This window comes from Pseudomonas sp. JUb42 (assembly GCF_024807945.1).
Classification (GTDB): Bacteria; Pseudomonadota; Gammaproteobacteria; order Pseudomonadales; family Pseudomonadaceae; genus Aquipseudomonas.
Genome location: NZ_JANUFD010000001.1, coordinates 420,527 through 441,511, shown reverse-complemented (window position 1 = coordinate 441,511; position 20,985 = coordinate 420,527). Strand labels below are relative to the sequence as shown.

The window sequence follows — 20,985 nt, the reverse complement described above, 5'->3', positions numbered from 1 at the left end:
TTACGTCAACGGGCGAATTTTGCTCAGAAACGAGTCTGATTGTGGGACCGGCTTTAGCCGGAAAGGCGCATTCCCGGCTAAAGCCGGTCCCACAAATGTCATCCAGGGACCAGCAGATCAGGCCACCTTAGCCAGCTTGGCGATGGCCTGGTTGATGCCTTTTTCCACGAAGTCGCCACCCATGTTCAGACCTTCGGCATGGATAAAGCTGACATCGTGAATCCCGATAAAACCCAGTACCTGACGCAGGTAGGGTTCCTGATGATCAAGGCTGCTGCCGGCATAGATTCCGCCACGGGCGGTCAGGACAAAGGCGCGCTTGCCGACCAGCAGGCCCTGGGGACCGGTTTCGCCATACTTGAAGGTCACGCCGGCACGCAGCACATGGTCGAACCAGGCTTTGAGGGTGCTGGGGATGGCGAAGTTGTACATGGGCGCGGCCAGGACCACGACATCGGCGGCGACCAGTTCTTCGGTCAGCACATTGGAGCGCTCAAGGGCAGCCTGTTCAGCCGGCGTGCGTTGTTCGTCGGGCTTCATCCAGCCACCGAGCAGGGTCGAATCCAGATGAGGCACCGGCTCGCTGGCCAGGTCGCGCACCGTGATCTGATCGGCAGGATGCGCCGCTTGCCATTGGCTGATGAACTGGCGGGTCAGTTGACGGGAAACCGAATCTTGCTGACGGGCGCTGCTTTCAATGATCAGTACGCGGGACATGGATGTTGCCTCCATCGAAGGGTGTCTTGAGTCGATGGAGTGAAGCTTAGACAGGGATATATCGATTAAAAAGCTGAAAAATCTGCTTCTATCAATCGAATAATTTGTTTTATTCGTGAGCTCGCTCTACTCTTTCGACTATGACTAATGGTTTGTGGGAGCGGATTCATCCGCGAATAGGCCGGTATACCCGATACATCTTTTGAATCGGCAATGCCGTCCTCGCGGATGAATCCGCTCCCACAACGCAATCCGAGAGCCAGCAGCTATTTCGGCTCGCAACTCACATCAATGCGCAGCTTGATGATGCTGCGATTGAACTTGGCCGAGACGTCGGTGCTGCTCTTGGCGGCAACTGTGACGTGGCGGTTGCGCGGCGATTCCGGGCCGTTGCGGAACACCAGGCTGCATTGCGCGTCGACGCTGCCATAGTTGTTCAGGGTAATGGAACCGGTGTCGTAGAACGTGTCATGGCTGGTGTAGTCGACCTCGACGCCCTTGACCTGTTTTGTCACATCGATGGGATAGGCCCAGGCACTCAGGGGCAGGAGCGCCAGCAGCACACAACAGATTCTTTTCATTGGGCAGTCTCTTTGTTTTTTTAAGGCTGCCAGAGTAGTCCAAACAGCCACTATGGAGCCATAGATGAAAGCCCCCCGCGTGACCCTCGATCAATGGCGCACCCTGCAGGCCGTGGTCGATCATGGCGGCTTCGCCCAGGCCGCCGAAATCCTCCATCGCTCGCAGTCCTCGGTGAGCTACACCGTGGCGCGCATGCAGGATCAGTTGGGCGTGCCGTTGCTGCGCATCGACGGGCGCAAGGCCGTGCTCACCGAAGCCGGTGAAGTGCTGCTGCGCCGTTCGCGGCAACTGGTCAAGTCGGCCAGCCAGTTGGAAGACCTGGCTCATCACATGGAGCAAGGCTGGGAGGCTGAAGTGCGCCTGGTGGTGGACGCCGCCTACCCCAACGCCCGTCTGGTCCGCGCCCTGACCGCCTTCATGCCGCAAAGCCGCGGCTGCCGGGTGCGTCTGCGCGAAGAAGTGTTGTCCGGGGTCGAGGAAGTGCTGCTCGAAGGCGTTGCGGACCTGGCCATCAGCGGCTTCAGCATTCCTGGCTACCTGGGCACGGAAATGAGTTCGGTGGAATTCGTCGCCGTAGCTCACCCGGAACACCCGCTGCATCAATTGCACCGCGAGCTGAATTTCCAGGATCTGGAAAGCCAGCTGCAAGTGGTGATCCGCGACTCCGGCCGCCAGCAGCCGCGAGACGTCGGCTGGCTCGGCGCCGAGCAGCGCTGGACCGTTGGCAGCCTGGCCACCGCCGCGACCTTTATCAGCAGCGGCCTGGGCTTTGGCTGGCTGCCTCGGCACATGATCGAGCGGGAAATCTGCGAAGGCGTGCTCAAGCCCCTGCCGATGGACAAGGGCGGCAGCCGTAATCCGCAGTTCTACCTCTATTCAAGCAAGGACAAACCCCTGGGCCCGGCGACGCAGATCCTTATCGAGCTGATCCGCAATTTCGACACGGCACCCTTGAGTGCGCCGTTTGCCGCGCCGCAGCAGGCCTGATTAACAACCGCCGCTACAGCGAAAATAACGGACTGAATTTCGAGGTAATGCATTGTAGGAGCGAATTCATTCGCGAAGAGGCCGGTACATTCGACGCATCTTCATCGCCCGGAGCACCGCCTTCGCGAATGAATTCGCTCCCACAATCAGTTCTCACAACTCCCGCCAGACAAGGACGCTGCCATGGCTTTTTTCGAACATGAAGACTGTTCACTGCACTACGAGGAATATGGCCAGGGCGACCCGCTGCTGCTGGTCCACGGCCTGGGCTCCAGCAGCCGGGACTGGGAGCACCAGGTCCCGGCGTTCGCCGTTCACTATCGGGTGATCGTGGTCGATGTGCGCGGCCATGGCCGTTCCGACAAGCCGCAAGAGCGCTACAGCATGGCCGGGTTCGCCAGGGATGTCGAAGCCCTGATCGAGCATCTGGGCCTGGGGCCGGTGCATCTGCTGGGGCTGTCCATGGGTGGCATGATCGGCTTCCAGCTGGCGGTGGATAAGCCGCAATTGCTGCGCAGCCTGTGCATCGTCAACAGCGCACCCGAGGTCAAGGTGCGCTCGCTCAATGATGTCTGGCAATACGGTAAGCGCTGGGTTTTATCCCGGGTGCTGAGCATGGGCACTTTGGGCAAGGCCATCGGCCAGAACCTGTTCCCCCGCCCCGAACAGGTCGACCTGCGCCGCAAGGCCGCCGAACGCTGGGCGCAGAACGACAAGCGCGCCTACCTGGCCAGTTTCGACGCCATTATCGGCTGGGGCGTGCAAGAGCGTCTTGGGCGAATCAGTTGCCCGACCCTGATCATCAGCGCCGACCGCGACTACACCCCGGTCGCGCTGAAACAGGCCTATGTGAAACTCATCCCCGATGCACGCCTGGTGGTCATCGAAAACTCCCGCCATGCCACGCCACTGGATCAGCCTGAGGTGTTTAATCGCACGGTGCTGGAGTTTCTCTCTCAAACATAACGCAATACCAGGATTTGGAACGCGACGCTGTAGGAGCTGCCGAAGGCTGCGATAAGGGCTACCTGGTATACCGCTTTCGCAGCCGTCGGCAGCTCCTACAGGCCAGGCATCGCCGCTTGAGCACTGGGCAAAAAATCCCAAACGTGGTTACCTTGCCCGCGCAAGCGCAACCCGCGCTCCGTGAATGGGTTGCAGTCGAATACATCACTCAGGATCAACCGAACATGTTGAAGAAAATCGCCCTTGCTGCCTGCTCCATGCTGTTCGCCGCCCAGCTGTTGGCGGCCGATGTGAAGCCGACCCACGTCGTGCTGACTACCAGTTTCGGCGAAGTCGAACTGGAGCTGGCCGATGCCAAGGCGCCGATCAGCACCAAGAACTTCCTCGGCTACGTCGACAGCGGCTTCTACAACAACACCATCTTCCACCGTGTCATCCCCGGCTTCATGGCCCAGGGTGGCGGTTTCACGGCGCAGATGACGCAGAAGCCGACCAAGGATCCGATCAAGAACGAAGCCGACAACGGCCTGCATAACGTGCGTGGCACCGTTGCCATGGCCCGCACGTCCGTTGTGGACTCGGCTACCAGCCAGTTCTTCATCAACGTCGCCGACAATGCCATGCTCGACCACGGTACTCGTGACTATGGCTATGCAGTGTTCGGCAAGGTCGTGCGCGGCATGGATGTCGTCGACCAGATCGTCAACGTTCAGGCCGGCAACAAAGGCGGCATGCAGAACGTGCCGCTGGACCCTATTCTGATCAAATCGGCCAAGCGCCTGCCTTAACCGGCCAGGGGCCCCGTGAAATCGGCTTGAACACAAAGCGCTTTCATGGGGTCACACCCGGTGAGTTTTAATCGTCAGGAGAGCCCCCTCGTCGTGGGCGTCATTACCCATGTTCTATCGCCGTTTTGAAAAGCTGATCGACATCTTCCGTGACGCGCCCACCGCCGCGCCCCCCAAGCAAGTCCTGTCTTTCTACATTTATTATCTGCGTCAGGTCTGGCCCAGTTTCGTCGCGCTATTGATCGTCGGCCTGATCGGCGCGTTGATCGAAGTGGCACTGTTCAGCTACCTGAGCCGCATCATCGACCTGACCCAGAACACCCCGGCCAAGGATTTTTTCAGCCTGCACGGCAGCGAGCTGATCTGGATGACTGTGGTCGCCCTGCTGCTGCGGCCAATCTTCGTCGGCCTGCACGACCTGCTGGTGCACCAGACCATCAGCCCCGGCATGACCAGCATGATCCGCTGGCAGAACCACAACTACGTGCTCAAGCAGAGCCTGAATTTCTTCCAGAACGACTTCGCCGGACGCATCGCCCAGCGCATCATGCAGACCGGCAACTCGCTGCGTGACTCCGCCGTACAGGCAGTGGACGCCCTCTGGCATGTGCTGATCTACGCCATCAGCTCCCTGGTGCTGTTCGCCGAAGCGGACTGGCGCCTGATGATCCCGCTGCTGTGCTGGATCGCCGCCTATATCCTGGCGTTGTGCTACTTCGTTCCGCGGGTCAAGGAACGCTCGGTGGTATCGTCGGACGCCCGCTCCAAGCTCATGGGCCGCATCGTCGACGGCTACACCAATATCACCACCCTCAAGCTGTTCGCCCACACCAACTACGAGCAGCAGTACGCCCGTGAGGCTATCAGCGAGTCCAACGAAAAAACCCAGCTGGCCGGGCGTGTGGTCACGGCTATGGATACCGTGATCACCAGCATGAACGGCCTGCTGATCGTCAGCAGCACGGGCCTGGCCCTGTGGCTGTGGTCGCAGTCGCTGATTTCCGTCGGCGCCATTGCCCTGGCGACGGGCCTGGCGATTCGTATCGTCAACATGTCCGGCTGGATCATGTGGGTAGTCAACGGCATCTTCGAGAATATCGGCATGGTCCAGGACGGCCTGGAAACCATCTCCCAGCCGGTCAGCGTCACCGATCGCCAGACCGCGCCGCGCCTGTTGGTGGACAAGGGCGGGGTGAAATTCGATAACGTCGAGTTCCATTACCCGAACAAGTCCGGCAAGGGCAGCAGCGTGATCCAGAAGCTCAATCTGGATATCAAGCCGGGTGAGAAGATTGGCCTGATCGGGCCTTCCGGTGCGGGTAAATCCACCCTGGTCAACCTGCTCTTGCGTATGTACGACGTGCAGGGCGGTAACATTCTGATCGACAACCAGGACATTTCCCACGTCACTCAGGAAAGCCTGCGCGAACGCATCGGCATGATCACTCAGGACACCTCGTTGTTGCACCGCTCGATCCGCGACAACTTGCTGTATGGTCGCCCCGAAGCCACTGACGCGCAGCTCTGGGACGCCGTGCATAAGGCCCGGGCCGACGAGTTCATCCCGCTGCTGTCAGACGCCGAAGGCCGTACCGGCTTCGACGCCCAGGTCGGCGAGCGCGGTGTCAAGCTGTCCGGCGGCCAACGCCAGCGCATCGCCATTGCCCGGGTGCTGCTCAAGGACGCGCCGATCCTGATCATGGACGAAGCCACGTCAGCGCTGGACTCGGAAGTCGAAGCAGCGATTCAGGAAAGCCTGGAAACCCTGATGCAAGGCAAGACCGTCATCGCCATCGCCCACCGCCTGTCGACCATTGCGCGCATGGATCGCCTGGTGGTGCTGGAGAACGGCCAGATTGCCGAGATGGGTACACATGCCGAGCTATTGGCCCAGGGCGGGCTCTATGCGCGGTTATGGCAGCACCAGACGGGTGGGTTTGTCGGGATTGATTGAACAAAACACTGTTAGCCCCGCTGTGGGAGCGAATTCACTCGCGAAGGCGATATTTCTGACGATGAATATGTAGCGTTTGAATCAGCCCTTTCGCGAATGAATTCGCTCCCACAGACTTGGTTCCACCAAGTCCTCCCTCCCCCAGATCTGTACCTGCGGTAATGGTCACTCCTGCCGATACGGCAACGCCGTGCGCGCATCCTCGGCATAGGCCAACACCCCGACCCGTTCCTGCTCAAGAAACTCGCTCACTGCATTTTTCAGCCCCGGATGGGACAGGTAATGCCAGGAGTGGGTAATCACCGGCTCGAAGCCGCGGATCAGCTTGTGCTCGCCCTGGGCACCGGCGTCGAAGCGCTTGAGGCCGTGGGCAATGGCGAAATCCATGCCCTGGTAGAAACAGGTCTCGAAGTGCAGGCGGTCGAACTCCGCCAGGCAGCCCCAATAGCGCCCGTAAAAACTGTCGCCACCGATCAGGCTGAAGGCCATGGCCACCGGGCGTGAACCCTGGCGGGCGAGGACCACGCGAATGGCTTCGGGCATGCGTTCGGCCACAAGGCTAAAGAATTCCCGGGTCAGGTAAGGCGATTGCCCACGAACCTCGTAGGTATTGGAATAGCAGGCGTAGACAAAATCCCACAACGCCTCGCTGAGTTGGTGACCTTCCAACCACTCGAACTCGATACCCTGTCCCGCCACCTGTTCGCGTTCCTTGCGCATCTGTTTGCGCTTGCGCGAGCTGAGGGCGTCGAGGAAGTCCTGGAAATCCCGATAGTCGCGGTTGCGCCAGTGAAACTGGCAGCCGTAGCGCTGCATCCAGGCAGGTTCTGCGGCCAACAGGCTGTCGGCAAACGCATCGGTGAAATTGACGTGCACGCTCGACAGCTGCTCGCTCTCGGCATACTCCGGCACTATCGCCAACAGCTCCCGCCCGGCCTGGGGCGTCGCCGCGAGAATCCGCGCCCCGCCCACCGGGCTGAACGGCACCGCAGACAGCAGTTTCGGGTAATAAGCAATCCCGGCGCGGCGACAGGCGTCGGCCCAGGCGTGGTCGAACACATACTCGCCGTAGGAATGCCATTTGCGATAGGCCGGCATGGCCGCGATCAGGCGCTCATCCTCCACCAGCAGCAGATGTTCGGCACGCCAGCCGGAACGCGGGCCGAGGCTGCCGCTGTCTTCCAGGGCACTGAGAAAGGCATGGCGCAGGAAGGGCTGGTCATCCGGCAGGAGGGCATCCCATTGCGAGGGCGCGATCCTGCTCAGGCTGTCGGTGGTCTGTACGGGCATGCGGGGCTCCCCAGAAGCTGCGGACGTGCCCGCGAGTATCCCTTATTGCCGGTGATTGTTCACGGTCAGCCAGCGCATCTTCATGGAGTTTGTCTCGGCGATGCTCGTATAGCCCCTCGAACGGCGGTGCCGAAGTGGCCTGTACCTGAATCAGCGACTCGGCATCTGACGAGCCCGTGCCAGCCAGTCGCTGGTTGAGCCGCAGGAAAAATTCCGGGCTTTTGTCGTAGCGGATAAAGCGCCGGAAATAGTCCTGATAACACCGATCGAGCAGCTTGGCTGTCAGCCGTTCGACAAACCGGCCAAGGCACGGATATTCCCTGAGCGGATGCTCGGGCTCGGCAGGCATATAGACCAGACAGGGATGATTATCGGCGTGCGCGCGGTCTTGCTGCACCAATAGAACGCCGTGCAACAGGCTGCCGGAAAAGGCGTAGGTGTCGAGCATATGCAACTGCCGATAGCGCACGCCAAAGTCACCCCAACGCGGCGCTCGCTCAGGTTTGAGCATATCCATCAGCATGGCATGGGCCGCTTCGCCGATATGGCCTTTCATCAGGGCGATATGCGCCAGGGTATCGACGATATCGCGTTCACAGTTCATCCAGACCCTGGCGATCGGTTGCCCGGACACGGGCGGTATCGAAGGGTTGAACGCCTCTGCCGCCAGCATGCGCAGAGAGAACAGGCTGCACCGGTGGCTGTCACGCAGGCGTTTGCGCAAGGGCTCGGGGGCGGCCAGATACCAGCGCGGCAGCGGGTGTTCCAGCCATTGCGCATCAGGCCCGGCCATGCCGAAGAACTCGGCAGCGGGATTGGCTGACGCGCAGAGGGACGGCAAGACGGTCGCGACCATCTGCGTGGATGTCTCTGACATAGGGGACCTCGAATACTTGATGAGAAGCATTCAAGGTACTGCCCCGACAACACACAGGTGATATAGCCGGTTATGGAGCCTTGAGGATTGGATCCATTCAGTCCGTAGGAAGCGCCTTCACTCAGCGCTTGCGCAGGATCACGCTGCCAATGGAATAACCGGCGCCGAAGGAGCTGAGCACACCCAGCGAGCCTTTTGGCAGGTCATCCTGATAGGTATGGAAGGCAATCACGGAACCTGCCGAACTGGTGTTGGCATAGGTATCGAGGATCACCGGCGCCTCTTCCACGCTGGCTTCACGGCCCAGCAGCTTCTTGACGATCAGGTGGTTCATGCTCAGGTTGGCCTGGTGCAGCCAGAAGCGCTGTACGTCGCTGACATTGAGGCCGGTTTCCTCGAGGTGCTTGCCCACCAGTTCGGCAACCATCGGGCAGACTTCACGGAATACCTTGCGGCCTTCCTGCACGAACAGCTTGTCCGGCGCGCCGACGCCTTCTTCCGCCGCGCGGTTGAGGAAGCCGAAGTTATTGCGAATGCTATTGGAGAACTGGGTCAGCAGCTTGGTGCCGAGGATGTCGAACTGGTAAGGCGAGGTCGCCAGGTCAGCACGCTCGACGACCACGGCAGTGGCCGCGTCGCCGAAGATGAAGTGGCTGTCGCGGTCGCGGAAATTCAGGTGGCCGGTGCAGATTTCCGGGCTGATCACCAACACCGCACGGGCCTGGCCCAACTGTACGCTGTTGCTGGCGGCCTGGATGCCGAAGGTCGCCGAGGAACAGGCCACGTTCATGTCGAAACCGAAACCCTGCACGCCAAGCGCAGCCTGGATTTCGATGGAAATGGCCGGGTAAGCCCGTTGCAGGTTGGAGCAGGCGACGATCACGCCGTCGATATCGGCAGCGGTCTTGCCTGCGCGTTGCAGCGCCTGTTCGGCAGCGGCAGCGCCCATCTGGCAGAGGATCGACCATTCATCGTTGGCGCGCTCCGGCAGACGCGGCTTCATGCGCTGCGGATCGAGGATGCCGTCCTTGTCCATGACGAAACGGCTCTTGATGCCCGAGGCCTTTTCGATGAACGCGGCGCTGGACTCAGTCAGGGCCTGAACTTCGCCGCTTTCGATGGCGGCGGCGTTGTCACTGTTGAACTGGGCAACGTAAGTGTTGAAAGACTGCACCAGCTCTTCGTTGGAAATGCTGTTGGCCGGGGTATACAGCCCGGTGCCGCTGATGACGACGTTGTGCACGGTCGTTCCTCTCTTGTTTGATCAATGCAGGTAACGACCTGCCCAGGTACGGCACGCAAAATGGAACATACGTACCAACACAAAATTCAAGAACCGCGAATGCGCGGTATTTAAGCGGCGAAGTGTGCCATAACGGCGGGGGTTTGGCGCTATCCGGGCGGCTGGAAATGTGCTGAACGACGAGGCCGAGAGGTGGGTGCAAATCTGTGGGAGCGAATTCATTCGCGAAGAGGCCGTTACATCCAATAGATATTCGTCGCTTGGAATGCCGCCTTCGCGAATGAATTCGCTCCCACAAATTCGCTCCTGCCTGGCCCCCAGGGCTGCCCTTCCTACCCCTCGACGACGCTCCACTGCTTGCTCAGACGCTTGTCGGACACTGGCATTTTCGTCCCCAGCTGCTGGGCGAACAACGACACGCGGTATTCCTCCAGCCACCAGCGATAGGTGATCAGTTCCGGGTCGCGCTTACCTTCCTGGGCATGTTTGCTGGCGCGAGCCTGGTATTGCGCCCACAAGCCGCTCAGCTCGATGCTCCAGACGCGGTCCTTCTGCACCTGGCCCGGCAGTTTTTCCAGGCGCAGCTCAACGGCCTTGAGGTAGCGCGGCAGTTCCTTGAACCACTGCGCCGGGGTCTCGCGCACGAAGCCCGGATAGACCAGATTGCCCAGTTGCGCCTTGATATCGTTGAGGGCCACGGCCTGTTGCAGATCGATCTTGCCCTTGAAGCGCTTCTGCAGGCCGTGCCAGAGCTTGAGGGTTTCCAGGGTCAGACGGGCCAGGCGCTCGGCGTGCTCGGTCCAGTGGCTGCGCTTGCGTTCGGCCAGGGACAGCAGCCCGGCACCGTCGCGCGGCAGGTTGTCTTCACCTTCGAGAATGCAACTGTCGAGGCTGGCCAGGAGAATGTCCTCGATCAGCCCGTCGACCCGGCCCAGCTCGCGATGCAGCAGGGCCAGTTCGGTCTGGCCGGGCAGCTTGCTGCGCAGGAACTTGGCAGGCTCGGCCAGCTGCTGCAGTAACAGTCGCTGCAAGGCCCGACGGTGCTGGTATTCGGCCTCGGCCTGGGTCGAGAAACGCCCTTCCTTGACCGCACCGCCCTCTTCCACCAGCGCCGGGTATACCGTCATCGACAACCCGGCGATGTTCTGCTGAGTCTTCTCGGCCACGGCGGCGAAGACCTTGGCCTCCACCGGTTGCTGGCTTTTTGCTGTTTGCGGTACGGCCAGAGCCGCCTGACTGGCCTCGGCGAAGCGCGCAGTCAGCTCATCAAGATCACGCCCTTCGCCGAGGAACTTACCCTCGCCGTCGACGATTTCCAGGTTCATCTTCAGGTGGCTTTCCACCTGCTGCGCCGCTTCGGCCCAGGCTTCGTCGCTGACCCGCGCACCGGTCATGCGCAGCAGTTCCCGGCCCAGCGCCTGGGGCAGCGAGCCTTCGCCGAAGGTGATGCGTTGCAGCGCCGCCTTGATGAAGTCCGGCACCGGCACGAAGTTCTTGCGGATCGCCTTGGGCAGGTTGCGTACCAGGGCAATGCACTTGGTTTCCAGCAAGCCCGGCACCAGCCATTCCAGGCGCTCGGCAGGCAACGACAGCAACAGAGGCGCCGGCACCCGCAGGGTTACGCCATCGCGAGGATGGTTCGGCTCGAAATGGTAAGTCAGGGCCAGGGCCAACTCGCCCAGGCGCAGGGTGTCCGGGTAATGGGCGGCGGTGACTTCGTTGGCCTCCCGGGCCAGCACGTCTTCCTCGCGCATGATCAGCAGCTGCGGGTCTTTCTGGCTGCCCATCTTGTACCAACTGTCGAAGGTCGCGGTCTGATGGATCTCGGCGGGAATCCGCGCCTCGTAGAACGCGTACAGGGTGTCTTCGTCGGCGAGAATATCGCGGCGGCGGGCCTTGGCTTCCAGTTCGTCGAGCTGTTCGAGCAGGCGGGTATTGGCCGCCAGGCACTTGGCCCGGGACTGGATCTCGCCGCGCACCAGGGCCTCGCGGATAAACAGCTCGCGGGACACCACCGGATCGATCGGGCCGAAATGCACCGGACGCCGCCCGACCACAATCAGGCCGAACAGCGTGATCTGCTCATAGGCCACGACCTGGCCGCGCTTCTTCTCCCAGTGCGGCTCGAAGTGGTTCTTCTTGATCAGGTGCCCGGCCAGCGGCTCGATCCAGTCGGAGTCGATCTTGGCCACCATGCGCGCGTAGAGCTTGGTGGTCTCGACCAGTTCGGCCGCCATCAGCCATTGCGGACGCTTCTTGCCCAGGCCCGAAGACGGGTGAATCCAGAAACGTCGCTGGCGGGCACCGAGGTAGTCGCCCTCTTCGGTCTTCTGGCCAATCTGGCTGAGCAGCCCGGACAACACCGCCTTGTGGAACTTGCCGTAGTCGGCCGGTTCCTTGTTCAGGGTCAGTTGCAGGTCGCGGCAGATCAGGCTCAGTTGGCGATGGGAATCCCGCCATTCGCGCAGGCGCAGATAGTTGAGGAAGTTCTTGCGGCACCAGTTGCGCAACGGGCTGGCCGTGAGGTTCTGCCGTTGCTCCTCGAAGCCGCGCCACAGATTGACCAGCCCGGCGAAGTCGGAATCGGCGTCCTTCCACTGAGCATGGGCCTGATCAGCGGCCTGCTGGCGCTCCGGCGGACGCTCGCGCACGTCCTGCACAGACATGGCACTGGCCACGATCAGCACTTCCTGGAGGCTGCCCTGCTTGGCCGCTTCCAACAGCATGCGGCCCATGCGCGGGTCCACCGGCAGGCGCGCCAACTGGCGGCCCAGGGGCGTCAGCTGGTTCTCGCGGTTGACCGCCGACAGCTCCTGCAACAGGTTGAAACCGTCGCTGATGGCCTTGCCATCCGGCGGCTCGATAAACGGGAACGCGGTGATCTCGCCCAGGCGCAGGTGCAGCATCTGCAGGATCACCGCCGCCAGGTTGGTCCGCAGGATTTCCGGATCGGTAAAGGCCGGGCGACTGTTGAAGTCTTCTTCGCTGTACAGGCGCACGCACAGCCCCGGCTCGACCCGTCCGCAACGGCCCTTGCGCTGGTTGGCGCTGGCCTGGGACACGGCTTCGATGGGCAGGCGCTGGACCTTGGCCCGGTAGCTGTAGCGGCTGATACGCGCGGTGCCGGTGTCGATCACATAACGAATGCCCGGTACGGTCAGGGAGGTTTCCGCGACGTTGGTCGCCAGCACCACTCGACGCCCCGGATGGGACTGGAAAATCCGCTGCTGCTCGGCCGGCGACAGGCGCGCGTAGAGCGGCAGGATCTCGGTGTGCTTGAGCTGGGCCTTGCGCAGCAGCTCCGCCGCGTCACGGATTTCCCGCTCGCCGGGGAGGAACACCAGCACGTCGCCGGGGCTCTTGCGCTCGCTGCGCTCAAAGGCGGCCAGTTCGTCGAGGGTGGCAAGAATCGCCTGATCGACGGTCAGATCGTCCTCGACGCTGTTGCCCTCTTCGTCCTGCTCGCTGGTCAGGGGCCGATACCAGGTGTCTACGGGGAAGGTGCGTCCGGACACTTCGATGATCGGCGCCTTGTCGAAATGCTCGGAGAAACGCTCCAGGTCGATGGTCGCCGAAGTGATGATCACTTTCAGGTCCGGACGCCGCGGCAGCAGGGTTTTCAGGTAGCCGAGCAGGAAGTCGATGTTCAGGCTGCGTTCGTGGGCTTCGTCGACGATGATGGTGTCGTAGCGCTCGAGAAAACGATCGTGCTGGGTTTCCGCCAGCAGGATGCCGTCGGTCATCAGCTTGATCAGGGTATTACTGTCGCTCTGGTCCTCGAAGCGCACCTGATAACCGACCAACGCGCCCAAGGGCGTGCCCAGCTCCTCGGCGACCCGGCTGGCAACGCTGCGCGCGGCGATCCGGCGTGGCTGGGTGTGACCGATCAGGCCGTGCTGGCCGCGACCGATTTCCAGGCAGATCTTCGGCAACTGGGTGGTCTTGCCCGAGCCCGTCTCGCCGGCAATGATCAGCACCTGATGCTTGAGCAGCGCGTCCTTGATCTCATCGCGCTTGGCGGCAATCGGCAGATTGTCGTCATAACGAATCACCGGCAGGCTAGCCCGCCGCGCCGCAACCTGGGCACACGACGCCTCCACCCGCTGCGCCCACTGAGCAAGGCGAGCCTCGTCGGGTTTCTTGCGCAGATCATGCAACTGGCGGCGCAGACGATGCCGCTCGCTGATCATCGCGTGGTCGAGGTTCTTCAGGAGTTGGTCGATAGAGGGCGATTCGTCGGTCATCTGGCGCGCAGGGTCTTCTTGGAATGCAAAGGCGGGGATTGTCGCAGATTGGGGCGGGTCGTGGCATCGCGAAATAGATTTCGTGGGAGCGAGGCTTGCCCGCGAAGACGGTATTTCTGGCTGTGGAGATGCGTGGGAAGTACCGGCCTCTTCGCGGGCAAGCCTCGCTCCCACAGTTCTGCGCGCGACAAAAAAGCCCCGCACAAGGCGGGGCTCTGGGCTTACTTCTTCAAACCCAGTTTCTTCAGTTCTTCATCGCGCAACTCGCGTCGCAGGATCTTGCCGACGTTGGTGGTCGGCAGCGAATCGCGGAACTCGATGCTGCGCGGCACTTTGTAGGCAGTGAGGTTGGCGCGCATATGGTCCTTGACCTGATCCTTGGTCAGGGTCAGGCCCGGCTTGACCACAACGAACACCTTGATCGCTTCGCCCGACTTCTCGTCCGGTACGCCGATGGCCGCGCATTGCAGCACGCCCGGCAAGGTGGCGAGGACGTCTTCCAGTTCGTTGGGGTACACGTTAAAGCCGGAGATCAGGATCATGTCCTTCTTGCGGTCAACGATGCGCATGAAGCCATCGGGCTGGATCAGGGCGATGTCACCAGTCTTGAGCCAGCCGTCGGAATCGAGGATTTCGTCCGTGGCTTCCGGGCGCTGCCAGTAGCCTTTCATGACTTGCGGGCCCTTGATACACAACTCGCCGATTTCGCCCAGGGCCAGTTCGTTGCCGGCGTCATCGATCACTTTGCACAGGGTCGACGGCACCGGAATACCGATGGTGCCCATCTGGTTGGTTTCCATCGGGTTGACCGTGGCGACCGGGCTGGTTTCGGTCATGCCGTAGCCTTCGCAAATACCGCAACCGGTTACCTGCTTCCAACGCTCGGCCGCCGCCTGTTGCAGGGCCATGCCGCCCGACAGGGTGACCTTGAGTGCAGAAAAGTCGAGGTTGCGGAAGTTGGCGTCATTGCACAGCGCGACGAACAAAGTGTTGAGGCCGACGAAGCCGCTGAACTTCCACTTCGACAGCTCCTTGACCATGGACGGCAGGTCACGGGGGTTGCTGATAAGGATGTTGTGGTTGCCCATCAGCATCATCGACATGCAGTGAAAGGTGAAGGCATAGATGTGGTACAGCGGCAGCGGCGTGATGAGGATTTCGCAGCCTTCGTGCAGGTTGGAGCCCATCAGCGCCTTGCTTTGCAGCATGTTGGCGAGCAGGTTGCGATGGGTCAGCATCGCACCCTTGGCCACGCCCGTGGTGCCGCCGGTGTATTGCAGGACAGCGACGTCGCCGCTGCCCGGATTGGCTTCCTTGACGGCCTTGCCACGGCCCTTGGCCAAAACGTCATTGAACTTGACGGCCTGGGGCAGGTGATAGGCCGGGACCATCTTCTTCACGTACTTGATGACGCTGTTGATCAGCAGGCGCTTGAGCGGCGGCAGCAGGTCGGCCACTTCGGTGACGATGACGTGTTTGACCTGGGTCTTGGGCACCACCTTCTCGGCCAGGTGCGCCATGTTCGCCAGGCAGACCAGGGCCTTGGCCCCGGAATCGTTGAACTGGTGTTCCATTTCCCGCGCGGTGTACAACGGGTTGGTGTTGACTACAATCAGCCCGGCACGGATAGCACCGAAGACCGCGACCGGATATTGCAGGACGTTGGGCAACTGCACGGCAATGCGGTCGCCGGGTTGCAGGTCGGTGTGCTGCTGGAGCCAGGCGGCGAAGGCGCCGGACAGCTCGTACATTTCACCGTAGGTGAGGGTCTTGCCCAGGTTGCTGAAGGCAGGCTTGCTGGCGAAACGCTCGCAAGACAATTTCAACACCGACTGAATGTTTGGGTACTCGTCAGGGTTGATCTCGGCAGCGATACCGGACGGGTACTTGTCCTTCCAGAAATTTCCGATCATGGAAGCCGACTCCTCAGCGACAGCGAATTCTTCACACTGCTGGATGCAGTGATTTTTTTTGTGTTTTTGGAATTGCTTTTTGCAGAGAGACCGGTCAAAAAGCGGGCCGAGAGTAGCAGCTTTGCCAAGGGTCGCATAGAGCCAAAATCGGCCCATGTAGTTACAAAGTGACTATAAATATTATTTAGTCATTTTTAGAGTAAAGATTCTATTCTGAAATTTATGACGTCTGTGGGAGCGAGGCTTGCCCGCGAAGACGGTGTTTCTGGCTGTGAAGATGTATTGGAAGTACCGGCCTCTTCGCGGGCAAGCCTCGCTCCCACAGAACGAGGCTCCCTTTACTATTTACGCAATATCGCGCAACTCCCGCCGTAGGATCTTGCCCACCGGCGTCATCGGCAACGACTCGCGCAACACGATGTGCTTGGGCACTTTATAAGCGGTGAAGTTCTCCTTGCAGTAGGCCTTGAGCTCATCGACGCTGACGCCCTGCGCCCGCGGCACCACGAACAGTTTGACCGCCTCCCCGGAGCGCTCGTCAGGTACGCCGATGGCGGCGCAACTGGCCACGCAGGGGTGGGCCATGACCACGTCCTCGATCTCGTTGGGATAGACATTGAAGCCGGAGACGATGATCAGGTCCTTCTTGCGGTCAACGATACGCACAAAACCGTCGGCATCGATCACGGCGATATCCCCGGTCTTCAGCCAGCCATCCGCATCCAGCGCTTCAGCCGAAGCCTCCGGGCGCTGCCAGTAGCCCATCATTACCTGCGGGCCCTTGATGCACAGTTCGCCGCGCTCGCCCAGGGGCTGCTCGACACCGTCGTCATCGACCACTTTCATTGCCGTGCCAGGCACCGGAATGCCCACCGTACCCAGGCGCGCCTTGTCGCCATAGGGGTTGGTACTGGCCACCGGCGAAGTTTCGGTCAGGCCGTAGCCTTCGACCACCCGACAGCCGGTGATTTCTTCCCAACGCTCGGCCGTGGCCTTGACCAGGGCGGTGCCGCCGGAGTTGGTCAGCTTGAGGCTGGAGAAATCCAGGGTCTTGAAGTCCGGGTGATTCATCAGCGCGACGAACAGGGTGTTGAGCCCGATCATGGCCGAGAAGCGCCACTTCTTCAGTTCCTTGATAAAGCCGCCGATGTCCCGCGGATTGGTGATCAGGATGTTGTGATTGCCACTGACCATCATGCACATGCAGTTCGCGGTGAAGGCATAGATATGGTAGAGCGGCAGCGGCGCCACCATGATCTCCTTGCCCTCCTGAAACATCGCCGCGCCGTCAGGACCGTGCTGCAGCATGCAGGCATAGACCTGCTGCATATTGGCCACCAGGTTGCCATGGCTGAGCATGGCGCCCTTGGCCAGGCCGGTGGTGCCGCCGGTGTATTGCAGCACGGCGATATCACCGAGGCTGGCCGGAACCGGCTTGTGCTGCTGTTGGCTGCCCAGGTGCAGGGCGCGCTTGAAGCCTATGGCCTGGGGCAGGTCATAGTCCGGCACCATCTTCTTGACCTTGTCGACCACGGTATTGATCAGCCAGCCCTTGGCGGCAGACTGCATGTCGCCCATTTTCACTTCGATCAGATACTGGATCTCGGTATCGGGTAGCACTTCCTGGACCAGCTTGCCGAACAGGTTGAGGTAGACCAGGGCGCGAGCCCCGGAATCCTTGAACTGATGGCGCATCTCGCGGGCGGTATACAGCGGATTGGTGTTAACCACGATCAACCCGGCGCGCAACGCGCCGAACACGGCAATCGGGTATTGCAGCAGGTTGGGCATCTGCACAGCGATGCGATCGCCCGGCTTGAGCTCAGTGTGTTGCTGCAAGTAACTGGCGAAGGCAGCGGACAGCCGTTCCAGCTCGGCGTAGGTCAGGGTCACGCCCATATTGCTGAAGGCGGGCCGGTCAGCGAACTTCTTGCAGGAACGCTCGAACACTTCGATAACGGACTTATAAGCTTGTAGATCCACCTCAGGGAGTACACCAGCGGGGCGTTTGTCATTCCAGAAATCAGGTTGCATTGTTTTTGTCCTCTTACCTGAGAGTATCTGGCCCGCCAGAGTCTGAACGCTAAGCGGGTCTTGCCCGACGTTAGCAGGGAACACAGGTAAGGCAAATAGCAGGCATAGTGTCATCAGCGGCGTGAATCTAAGAGCTGATCAGGATGCAATTAGCCATCAGCTCTACACTTGTCATACACGCCACCTCCGGCACTGGGACGTCTACATGAAACACGAAGTTTTCTGGCTCGATGCAAGTGATCACAGCCGCCTGTTCGTCAATGCCTGGCTGCCCGATCTGACGCCACGGGCGGTGGTCATGCTGTCCCACGGCATGGCGGAACACAGCGGCCGTTATGCCCGGCTCGGCGCGGCGCTCTGTGCTGCCGGAATAGCCCTGTATGCCCACGATCAGCGCGGCCACGGCAAGACCGCCGCCCAGGGCGTGCTCGGGCATTTCGCCCATGAGGACGGCTGGAGCAAGGTGGTGGACGACCTGGCCAGCCTGAGCCAGTCGATCAGCCAGCGCCACCCGGACCTGCCGGTGTTTCTGCTCGGTCACAGCATGGGCAGCTATGTCGCTCAGGCCTATGTGATGTACCACGGCGCCAGTTTGCAGGGGGCGATTCTCAGCGGCTCGAACTATCAGCCGGTCTCGCTGTACCGCAGCGCCCGGCAGATTGCCCGCCTGGAGCGCTGGCGCCAGGGGCCGACCGGGCGCAGTGCGCTGATCGACTGGCTGTCGTTCGGCAACTTCAACAAGGCTTTCAAGCCCAACCGCACCCGCTTCGACTGGCTCAGCCGCGATGCGCAGCAGGTCGATCTGTATGTCAGCGACCCGTTGTGCGGCTTTCGTTGCACCAATCAATTCTGGGTCGATCTGCTCGGCGGCCTGCAACAGATCAGCAAGCCCTCCAACCTTAAACAGATAGATGGCAGCCTGCCTTTACTGATCATTGGCGGCGAATGTGATCCGGTGAGCCAGGGCAAGCGTCTCAAAGATCTTGCCGCTGCACTGGGCGAGGCAGGTCATCAGTCCGTACAGTTGAAGATCTATCCACAGGCGCGGCATGAACTGTTCAATGAGAGCAATCGCGACGAGGTCACCCGTGATGTCATCGACTGGCTCGATCACACGCTGGAACAACCACGGCCACGTCGGTCAGAATAGTCATATGTAGTTACACATTTCCCTTATTCAGGATCACCCATGACCGAAGTCACCAACACGCCGTACGAAGCCCTGGAAGTCGGCCAGACCGCCAGCTTCAGCAAAACCGTCGAAGAGCGCGATATCCAGTTGTTTGCCGCCATGTCCGGCGACCACAACCCGGTTCACCTGGACGCCGAATATGCGTCCAAGACCATGTTCAAGGAGCGCATTGCCCACGGCATGTTCAGCGGCGCCCTGATCAGCGCGGCGGTGGCGTGTGAATTGCCTGGGCCGGGCACTATCTATATTGGCCAGCAGATGAGCTTCCAGAAACCGGTGAAGTTGGGCGACACCCTGACCGTGCGCCTGGAAATCCTGGAAAAACTGCCGAAATTCCGCGTACGCATCGCCACCCGTGTGTTCAACCAGAACGACGAGTTGGTAGTCGATGGCGAAGCCGAGATCCTTGCGCCACGCAAGCAGCAGACCGTGACCCTGACGACTTTGCCTGAGATCAGCATTGGCTGAATCTGCCCAAACCTGTGGGAGCGTGGCTTGCCCGCGAAAAACGATAACGCGGTGCACCAGGATAATTGAGGTGATGCTTTCGCGGGCAAGCCTCGATCCCACAGCAAGCACCTGAATTTCAGGCAAAAAAAAGGGCGACCGAAGTCGCCCAAAATGCCTTGCGTGCTCTTGTTATAGAAAGACTCAATCCGGCTTGCGCTTGTGCGAGTCCTTCCAGATAAAAATGCCCAGGCCTGCGAAAAACACCACCATCAGGCCGACGGTAACCACTCCGGCGACAACCACATTGTCGAGAAACATAACTGCGCCTCCTTCCCTGTCCGTGCGTTCGATGGAGCAAGATTACCCAGCGATGGGCGCAAGGAAATTGACCCACGTCAATGCCGCCACGGGCTCGGGCTACGAGCGCATGGCGAACTGACGTGGGTCAACGGAAATGGGGTGCAGGCAGAGATTTCAGCGCTTTTTAGGCTTGTTTTTCGGCTTTTTCTTGCCTTTCATCGGCATGGCCTGCTCGAAGGCGTTGCGCACTTCGTTCAAGCGCTTGTCGTTCAGATCGTGTACCCGCTTGGCGCGCTCGGCGCTCAGGTCGATCAGTTTCTCGTCTTCGCTCATGGTTTACAGTTCTCGAACAGCGGGACCAGAGGCAATAATGCGCAATCGCATCGGCCATGACCAGTGGCCCGGCTTTCTTTAATTAGAGCCTCTTTCATCAGGACGCTTTCAACAGGACGACGCTCTTGGACCCACTGCACGCCGATCTCCCGCCCCTGCTTAGTCTGCGCGCCTTCGAGGCGGTGGCCCGGCACCTGAGTTTCATCAAGGCCGGGCAGGAACTGTCGGTGACCCAGAGCGCCCTGAGCCACCAGGTGCAGAAGCTCGAACAGCATCTGGACTGCCGCCTGTTCATTCGCCGTACCCGCGCCATCGCTCTGACCGAGGCGGGCGAGTCGTATTACCCACAGGTGCGCCAGGCCCTGGAAACCATCGCCACCGCCACTCGCGCATTGCGCAGCCACAACGCCCAGCCGCGCACCCTGCGCATCGGCCTGCTCGCCTCCTTCGCGACCCTGTGGCTGGCGCCGCGCCTGTCCGGCTTTCTGCTGGCCCATCCGGATATCCAGGTGGAACTGCTGCCCTCCTGGCAACTGGCGGATGTCGCCGGGGACGAAGTGGAACTAGCGATTCGCTATGGCAAAGGCGGCTGGGCCAACGTCAACGCCGAGCTATTGATGAGCGAGCGCCTGGCCCCGGTGTGCAGCCCGGCCTTCAAGGCGCAGTGGCTGGCGGGTCAAAAAAGCCGCAAACACCCGGACCTGAACCCCGGCCCCCTGCTCACCTCGCAATCGGCCATTGCCGCCCACAGCCAATTCGAATGGCTGGACTGGGCCAAGAAGTACCGCCTGGATATCAGCACCGTGCCAAGCCTGATGCTGCATGACTACAACATCGTGGTCGAAGCCGCCGTCTCCGGCCAGGGCATTGCCATGGGGCGCCAGCGCCTGATCAGCCGGCGCTTGCAGGACGGCTCCCTGGTCGAACTGCTCGACGATATGCCCTACGAAAGCAACATTGGTTACTGGCTGGTCAGCCAGAGCGCGCCCATGAACGACGCGGCCCGGCGCTTCGCGGATTGGCTGATTCGGGAGTGCTTTGAACATGGATGAGAAATTTAGATACGTCGGCTGAAATCTATCCGTTTGTCGTCCCGACAGCGGCCTTCCATTGTG

The 20,985-nt window shown here is 60.8% G+C and carries 17 protein-coding genes; 7 read left to right on the top strand and 10 right to left on the bottom strand.

Features of this window, described 5'->3' with window-relative positions; all coding sequences use genetic code 11:
• Positions 1-117: 117 nt before the first annotated feature.
• A complete protein-coding gene (locus M2401_RS02045; RefSeq protein WP_259099056.1) occupies positions 118-717 on the bottom strand; it encodes an FMN-dependent NADH-azoreductase in 600 nt (199 codons plus the stop codon).
• A 266-nt stretch (positions 718-983) separates the two neighbouring features.
• Positions 984-1,298 (bottom strand): 3-phosphoglycerate kinase, encoded by a 315-nt coding sequence (locus M2401_RS02040; RefSeq protein WP_259099055.1) that lies wholly within the window; start codon positions 1,296-1,298, stop codon positions 984-986.
• Positions 1,299-1,362: 64 nt separating this feature from the next.
• On the opposite strand from M2401_RS02040, the gene M2401_RS02035 reads away from it, so the two are divergent.
• From M2401_RS02035 to M2401_RS02020, 4 genes are all read left to right on the top strand, one after another.
• A complete protein-coding gene (locus M2401_RS02035; protein ID WP_259099052.1) occupies positions 1,363-2,286 on the top strand; it encodes a LysR family transcriptional regulator in 924 nt (307 codons plus the stop codon).
• Positions 2,287-2,469: 183 nt separating this feature from the next.
• Entirely contained in the window at positions 2,470-3,252 is a 783-nt protein-coding gene (locus tag M2401_RS02030; RefSeq protein WP_259099050.1) for an alpha/beta fold hydrolase, read from the top strand.
• A gap of 224 nt (positions 3,253-3,476) precedes the next feature.
• A complete protein-coding gene (locus M2401_RS02025) occupies positions 3,477-4,040 on the top strand; it encodes a peptidylprolyl isomerase (RefSeq protein WP_259099047.1) in 564 nt (187 codons plus the stop codon).
• 109 nt (positions 4,041-4,149) lie between these two features.
• A complete protein-coding gene (locus M2401_RS02020) occupies positions 4,150-5,994 on the top strand; it encodes an ABC transporter ATP-binding protein (RefSeq protein WP_259099045.1) in 1,845 nt (614 codons plus the stop codon).
• A gap of 165 nt (positions 5,995-6,159) precedes the next feature.
• Here M2401_RS02020 and M2401_RS02015 read toward each other — a convergent pair whose 3' ends face one another.
• From M2401_RS02015 to fadD2, 6 genes are all read right to left on the bottom strand, one after another.
• Positions 6,160-7,284 (bottom strand): GNAT family N-acetyltransferase, encoded by a 1,125-nt coding sequence (locus M2401_RS02015; protein ID WP_259099043.1) that lies wholly within the window; start codon positions 7,282-7,284, stop codon positions 6,160-6,162.
• Positions 7,214-8,161 carry a dermonecrotic toxin domain-containing protein gene (locus tag M2401_RS02010; protein WP_259099042.1) on the bottom strand — a complete coding sequence of 316 codons (948 nt, stop codon included), beginning with the start codon at positions 8,159-8,161 and terminating at the stop codon, positions 7,214-7,216. The genes M2401_RS02015 and M2401_RS02010 overlap by 71 nt, the downstream gene beginning before the upstream one ends.
• A gap of 121 nt (positions 8,162-8,282) precedes the next feature.
• Complete coding sequence (locus M2401_RS02005; protein WP_259099040.1) at positions 8,283-9,404, bottom strand: beta-ketoacyl-ACP synthase III; 1,122 nt, start codon at positions 9,402-9,404, stop codon at positions 8,283-8,285.
• Positions 9,405-9,736: 332 nt separating this feature from the next.
• Positions 9,737-13,648: an ATP-dependent RNA helicase HrpA gene (hrpA, locus tag M2401_RS02000; RefSeq protein ID WP_259099038.1), complete on the bottom strand. Its 3,912-nt coding sequence runs from the start codon at positions 13,646-13,648 to the stop codon at positions 9,737-9,739.
• A gap of 221 nt (positions 13,649-13,869) precedes the next feature.
• Entirely contained in the window at positions 13,870-15,561 is a 1,692-nt protein-coding gene (gene fadD1 / locus M2401_RS01995) for a long-chain-fatty-acid--CoA ligase FadD1 (RefSeq protein WP_259099036.1), read from the bottom strand.
• Positions 15,562-15,906: 345 nt separating this feature from the next.
• Positions 15,907-17,595, bottom strand: coding sequence for a long-chain-fatty-acid--CoA ligase FadD2 (gene fadD2, locus M2401_RS01990; RefSeq protein ID WP_259099034.1), 1,689 nt, complete (start codon positions 17,593-17,595; stop codon positions 15,907-15,909).
• Between the two features lie 205 nt (positions 17,596-17,800).
• Between fadD2 and M2401_RS01985 the strand changes: the two genes are divergently transcribed.
• Positions 17,801-18,745, top strand: coding sequence for an alpha/beta hydrolase (locus M2401_RS01985; protein WP_259099032.1), 945 nt, complete (start codon positions 17,801-17,803; stop codon positions 18,743-18,745).
• Positions 18,746-18,784: 39 nt separating this feature from the next.
• Positions 18,785-19,255, top strand: coding sequence for a MaoC family dehydratase (locus tag M2401_RS01980; protein ID WP_259099031.1), 471 nt, complete (start codon positions 18,785-18,787; stop codon positions 19,253-19,255).
• Between the two features lie 183 nt (positions 19,256-19,438).
• Here M2401_RS01980 and ccoM read toward each other — a convergent pair whose 3' ends face one another.
• Both ccoM and M2401_RS01975 read right to left on the bottom strand, forming a co-directional pair.
• Positions 19,439-19,555: a cytochrome c oxidase subunit CcoM gene (gene ccoM, locus M2401_RS34320; RefSeq protein ID WP_310504105.1), complete on the bottom strand. Its 117-nt coding sequence runs from the start codon at positions 19,553-19,555 to the stop codon at positions 19,439-19,441.
• 156 nt (positions 19,556-19,711) lie between these two features.
• Positions 19,712-19,870, bottom strand: a complete 159-nt coding sequence (locus tag M2401_RS01975) for a hypothetical protein (protein ID WP_259099029.1) — start codon at positions 19,868-19,870, stop codon at positions 19,712-19,714.
• 125 nt (positions 19,871-19,995) lie between these two features.
• Here M2401_RS01975 and M2401_RS01970 point away from each other — a divergent pair, with 125 nt between their 5' ends.
• On the top strand, positions 19,996-20,922 hold the full coding sequence (locus M2401_RS01970; RefSeq protein WP_259099026.1) for a LysR substrate-binding domain-containing protein: 927 nt from the start codon (positions 19,996-19,998) through the stop codon (positions 20,920-20,922).
• Positions 20,923-20,985: the final 63 nt, after the last annotated feature.

Excerpts from the sequence above, each read along its gene's own strand:
- M2401_RS02045 (WP_259099056.1), bottom strand. The coding sequence starts at position 717 with ATGTCCCGCGTACTGATCATTGAAAGCAGCGCCCGTCAGCAAGATTCG.
- M2401_RS02040 (WP_259099055.1), bottom strand. The coding sequence starts at position 1,298 with ATGAAAAGAATCTGTTGTGTGCTGCTGGCGCTCCTGCCCCTGAGTGCC.
- M2401_RS02035 (WP_259099052.1), top strand. The coding sequence starts at position 1,363 with ATGAAAGCCCCCCGCGTGACCCTCGATCAATGGCGCACCCTGCAGGCC.
- M2401_RS02030 (WP_259099050.1), top strand. The coding sequence starts at position 2,470 with ATGGCTTTTTTCGAACATGAAGACTGTTCACTGCACTACGAGGAATAT.
- M2401_RS02025 (WP_259099047.1), top strand. The coding sequence starts at position 3,477 with ATGTTGAAGAAAATCGCCCTTGCTGCCTGCTCCATGCTGTTCGCCGCC.
- M2401_RS02020 (WP_259099045.1), top strand. The coding sequence starts at position 4,150 with ATGTTCTATCGCCGTTTTGAAAAGCTGATCGACATCTTCCGTGACGCG.
- M2401_RS02015 (WP_259099043.1), bottom strand. The coding sequence starts at position 7,284 with ATGCCCGTACAGACCACCGACAGCCTGAGCAGGATCGCGCCCTCGCAA.
- M2401_RS02010 (WP_259099042.1), bottom strand. The coding sequence starts at position 8,161 with ATGTCAGAGACATCCACGCAGATGGTCGCGACCGTCTTGCCGTCCCTC.
- hrpA (WP_259099038.1), bottom strand. The coding sequence starts at position 13,648 with ATGACCGACGAATCGCCCTCTATCGACCAACTCCTGAAGAACCTCGAC.
- fadD1 (WP_259099036.1), bottom strand. The coding sequence starts at position 15,561 with ATGATCGGAAATTTCTGGAAGGACAAGTACCCGTCCGGTATCGCTGCC.
- fadD2 (WP_259099034.1), bottom strand. The coding sequence starts at position 17,595 with ATGCAACCTGATTTCTGGAATGACAAACGCCCCGCTGGTGTACTCCCT.
- M2401_RS01985 (WP_259099032.1), top strand. The coding sequence starts at position 17,801 with ATGAAACACGAAGTTTTCTGGCTCGATGCAAGTGATCACAGCCGCCTG.
- M2401_RS01980 (WP_259099031.1), top strand. The coding sequence starts at position 18,785 with ATGACCGAAGTCACCAACACGCCGTACGAAGCCCTGGAAGTCGGCCAG.
- ccoM (WP_310504105.1), bottom strand. The coding sequence starts at position 19,555 with ATGTTTCTCGACAATGTGGTTGTCGCCGGAGTGGTTACCGTCGGCCTG.
- M2401_RS01975 (WP_259099029.1), bottom strand. The coding sequence starts at position 19,870 with ATGAGCGAAGACGAGAAACTGATCGACCTGAGCGCCGAGCGCGCCAAG.